Raw genomic sequence first — 3,767 nt, 5'->3', positions numbered from 1 at the left:
GGTCGCGGGCTCACCGGCATCCGCGAGCGCGCCGTGCTGCTCGGCGGCAGCGTCGAGGCGGGTCCGTACGACGGTGGCTGGCGCCTCTGCGCGAGGCTGCCGCTGTGAGCGCGGAGGCGCCGGCGGAGCCGCTCCGCATCGTCCTCGCCGACGACGAGCAGATGGTGCGCACCGCGCTGCGCGCCATCCTCGGTGCCGAGCCCGACATGGAGGTCGTCGGCGAAGCCGCCACCGGCGCCGAGGCGATCTCCGTCACCCGCCAACTGGCCCCCGACATCGTCCTCATGGACGTCCGCATGCCCGACGTCGACGGCATCCGCGCCACCGAGCAGATCCTCGCCGGCATGGCGCGGCCGCCCCGCATCGTCGTCGTCACCACCTTCGAGAACGACTCCTACGTCTACGACGCCCTCCGCGCCGGCGCCGCCGGCTTCCTGCTCAAGCGGGCCGGCGCGGACGACCTCGTCGACGCCGTGCGCCTCGTCGCCCGCGCCGACGCGCTGCTGTTCCCCGCCTCCATCCGCGCGCTGGCCGGGCAGCACGCCCGGGAACGACACGCGGACGGCCTGCGGGCCAAGCTCACCGACCGCGAGGCCGAGGTGCTCCGCCTGATGGCCGCCGGCCTCGCCAACGCCGAGATCGCCGTCCACCTCGGCGTCGGCCAGGCCACCGTAAAAACCCACGTCGCCGCCCTCCTCGCCAAACTCGGCGCCCGCGACCGCACCCAGGCGGTGATCGTCGCGTACGAAACGGGGTTCGTGAACCCCGGGCAGAACGGGGGCTAGCCGTCGATGGCCGGCGTGGGGAGCCGCGTCACACCAGGTGGCCGCCGCCGTCCACGAGCAGGATCTCGCCGGTGATGTAGGCGGAGTTGGCGATGTCGAAGACGGCGCCGGCGATGTCCTCGGGCTGTCCGATGCGGCCCAGCGGGACCCGGCGGGCGATCGTCTCCTTCATCGCGTCGGTGCCCTCGACGCCGTCGAACCAGGGGGTGTCGGTGTAGCCCGGCGCGACCGCGTTGACGCGGATCTCCGGGCCGAGGGTCTTGGCGAGGAGCTGGGTCATGTGATTGACCGCGGCCTTGCTCACCGCGTACGGGATGGAGCTGCCGTTCGGGCGGACGCCCGCCTGCGAGGAGATGGTGACGATCGCGCCGCCGCCCTCGGCCTTGCGCAGGTGCGGGGCGGCGGCGGTGATCAGCTGCCAGACGCCGATGACGTTGACGTCGTACAGCCGCCGCCACACCTCCGGGCTCGCGGCCTCGAGGTCGTCGTGCGCGATGAACTCGGTCGTGCCGGCGCAGTTGACCAGGATGTCGAGCCGGCCGTACGTGCTGATCGTCTCGTCTACCAGGCGCTGCGCGGCGGCCTGGTCGGAGACGTCGGCCTGTACGTAAACGGCGTCCGGCAGCTCGGCGGCCACCGCGCGGCCGGCCTCGACGGACCGGCCGGAGTTCACGACGACCTTCATCCCGGCTGCGGCCAGCCGGCGGGCTACGGCGGCGCCGATGCCGGACGAGGAACCGGTGACGAGGGCGACCTTGGCTTCACTCATGTGCTTCTACCCCTGGAGATTTGCTGTGGTGCTGCGCGCCCTGGGCGGTGATCCTGCCATACGGCCCGGACAGGCAGCATGGGCTGCCAGGCAGCCTGAGCTGCACAGGTGGAACTGTTCAGCTGAAACTGGACAGTCTGGGCTGAAGGTTTTACCGTGGAGATCGTGACCGACAACAGCGACGACCTCCCCGTCTCCGAGCCCGCGCTCCGCGCCGCCACCGCCACCTGGGTGGTGCTCAGCCGGCTGCGCCGGACGCTGCGGGAGATGCCCGGGGAGGGGGGCATGTCCCCGTCGCAGGCGTCGGCGCTGGTGCGGCTCGACAAGCTCGGGCCGTCCTCGGCCAGCGAGCTCGCCGCCGCCGAGGGCATGCGCCCGCAGTCCATGGCGAAGATCGTCACGGCGCTGCTGGAGGCCGGCTACGTCGTCCGCCGCCCCGACCCCGAGGACGGCCGCCGACAGGTGATCAGCCTCACCGAGCAGGGCCGCACTCAGCGGCACGGCGACCGGCGGGCCCGGCAGGCGCTGCTGGCGCGGGCGCTGCAGGAACAGTGCACGGCACAGCAACTGCAGACCATCGTCGAGGCCATGGCGCTGCTGGAAGAAGTGGCGCAGCCGTGAGGAAGCCCGCGACGCGTCGGCCGCATCGCCCGACCCCGTAAGTGCACCACCCGTCAGAAATCAGAAAGAAGCACCACCATGGCCGTCACCACCCTCGACCCGAAGACCGCCCTGGTCGTCATCGACCTCCAGAACGGCATCCTCGCGGCGCCCGGGGCCCCGTACCCGACATCGGACGTCCTGGCTCGCAACGTCCGGCTTGCCGACGCCTTCCGCACCCGCGACCTGCCGGTCGTGCTGGTCAACGTCACCTTCGCGCGGGACGGGGCCGACGCCCTGCCGGGTCGTACGGACGACGGGTCCATGGCCGGGCGCGAGCTGCCCGAGGGCTGGGACGTGCTGTCCGCGGAACTGGCCACCGGTCCGCGGGACATCCATGTCACCAAGCGCAATTGGTCCGCCTTTTACGGGACGGACCTGGACCTCCAGCTCCGGCGCCGCGGTGTTACGCAGATCGTGCTGACCGGCATCGCGACGAGCATCGGCGTCGAGTCGACGGCCCGTCAGGCGCATGAGCACGGGTATCACGTCACTTTGGCTACGGACGCGATGACGGACATGGATGCGGAGGCGCATGCCAATAGCGTGGAGCGGATCTTTCCGCGGTTGGGGGAGACGGGGAGCGCGGAGGACGTTCTGGCGCTGCTTAAGTAGCGGCTGCCGCGCGGGCGGCCGGGCTTGAGCCCGGGCCGCCCGTGGGCTGTCCCCGTACGGGCTCAGTGGGTCTTGCCGATGACGTGTGCGGGGGCGCTGTGGGCGCCACGCTCGGCCTTCTTGGTGATGGCTGCGGAGCCGGTGTCCTCGCCCTTCTTGGTGACGGTGACGGTGCGGCCGTCGGCGGACTTCTTGACGGTGATCGTGGTGCCCTTGGCGTGCTCCGCGTGCTCGGCGTGCTCACCGGCTCGCTCGACCGCCTTGTGCGCCTTGTGCGCCTTGCCGCTGTCGCTGCCGCTGGCCGGCTCGGTCGCGTGGGCGGCGCCGGCGCCCAGGCCCGCGAGGACGACTACGGATGCGGCGACAGCTGCGATCTTCTTCCGGTACATGGCTGTTCCTGCCTTTCGTTTCCGCCGGGCTTGCCCCGACAGCAGGAACGCTGCCAACGATCGGTGTTTCGTTTCTCTCTCGCCCAGGGGGTGCGGACCGGCCAGTCGCTTACTCGGCGCTTAGTCGCGGGCTGAACGGCGGACCAGTTGGCATCGGATGGTGACGGCCGCGCTGCCGGGTCCTGTTCGGCTCGGTGCCAGTGGGATGGCTGGCTACGGGAGGAGTGGGGGCGGCTGGTCTCGTTGGCCTGCCGGGCGCGGGTTGGGTGCGAGGCGGGGAGAAAGCCCCCACCCGGCGAAGCTCCTCCCGGCAAGACGATTCCCCGCCCGGCAAAGCACGGCTCTTCCCACACCCAGCCCGCACCCGGCTCGCACCCGGCTCGCACCCGGCAGACCGAAGCCCCCCGCCGCCCCACTCCTCCCGTAGCCAGCCAACCCAAAGGCACCGAGACCAACGGAACACGGCAGCGCGGCCGTCACCATCCGATGCCAACTCCCCCGCACCGATCAGTCCACAGCCACCCTCAAGCCCAAGCCACCCTCAAGCCC

The 3,767-nt window shown here is 71.5% G+C and carries 5 protein-coding genes; 3 read left to right on the top strand and 2 right to left on the bottom strand.

Translation table 11 applies throughout. The annotated features are described in order from the left end of the window. Positions 1-161 precede the first annotated feature (161 nt). The gene (locus G5C51_RS40545; RefSeq protein ID WP_206314853.1) at positions 162-785 is read left to right on the top strand and encodes a response regulator; all 624 of its coding nucleotides are present in this window, start codon (positions 162-164) and stop codon (positions 783-785) included. Between the two features lie 28 nt (positions 786-813). On the opposite strand, the gene G5C51_RS40540 is transcribed toward G5C51_RS40545, so the two are convergent. Then, positions 814-1,554 (bottom strand): SDR family NAD(P)-dependent oxidoreductase, encoded by a 741-nt coding sequence (locus G5C51_RS40540; RefSeq protein ID WP_165245729.1) that lies wholly within the window; start codon positions 1,552-1,554, stop codon positions 814-816. 165 nt (positions 1,555-1,719) lie between these two features. Here G5C51_RS40540 and G5C51_RS40535 point away from each other — a divergent pair, with 165 nt between their 5' ends. After that, a complete protein-coding gene (locus tag G5C51_RS40535) occupies positions 1,720-2,175 on the top strand; it encodes a MarR family winged helix-turn-helix transcriptional regulator (RefSeq protein ID WP_338118497.1) in 456 nt (151 codons plus the stop codon). A gap of 78 nt (positions 2,176-2,253) precedes the next feature. After that, on the top strand, positions 2,254-2,829 hold the full coding sequence (locus tag G5C51_RS40530) for a hydrolase (RefSeq protein WP_165245727.1): 576 nt from the start codon (positions 2,254-2,256) through the stop codon (positions 2,827-2,829). Between the two features lie 62 nt (positions 2,830-2,891). Here the strand turns inward: G5C51_RS40530 and G5C51_RS40525 are convergent, their stop codons facing one another. Further along, positions 2,892-3,218 (bottom strand): hypothetical protein, encoded by a 327-nt coding sequence (locus G5C51_RS40525; RefSeq protein WP_165245725.1) that lies wholly within the window; start codon positions 3,216-3,218, stop codon positions 2,892-2,894. Between the last annotated feature and the right edge of the window lie 549 nt (positions 3,219-3,767).

This window comes from Streptomyces coryli, from assembly GCF_011044975.1.
Lineage (GTDB): Bacteria > Actinomycetota > Actinomycetes > Streptomycetales > Streptomycetaceae > Streptomyces > Streptomyces coryli.
Note: the sequence above shows the minus strand (reverse complement) of the source record. Positions and strands in the feature narration are given on the sequence as shown.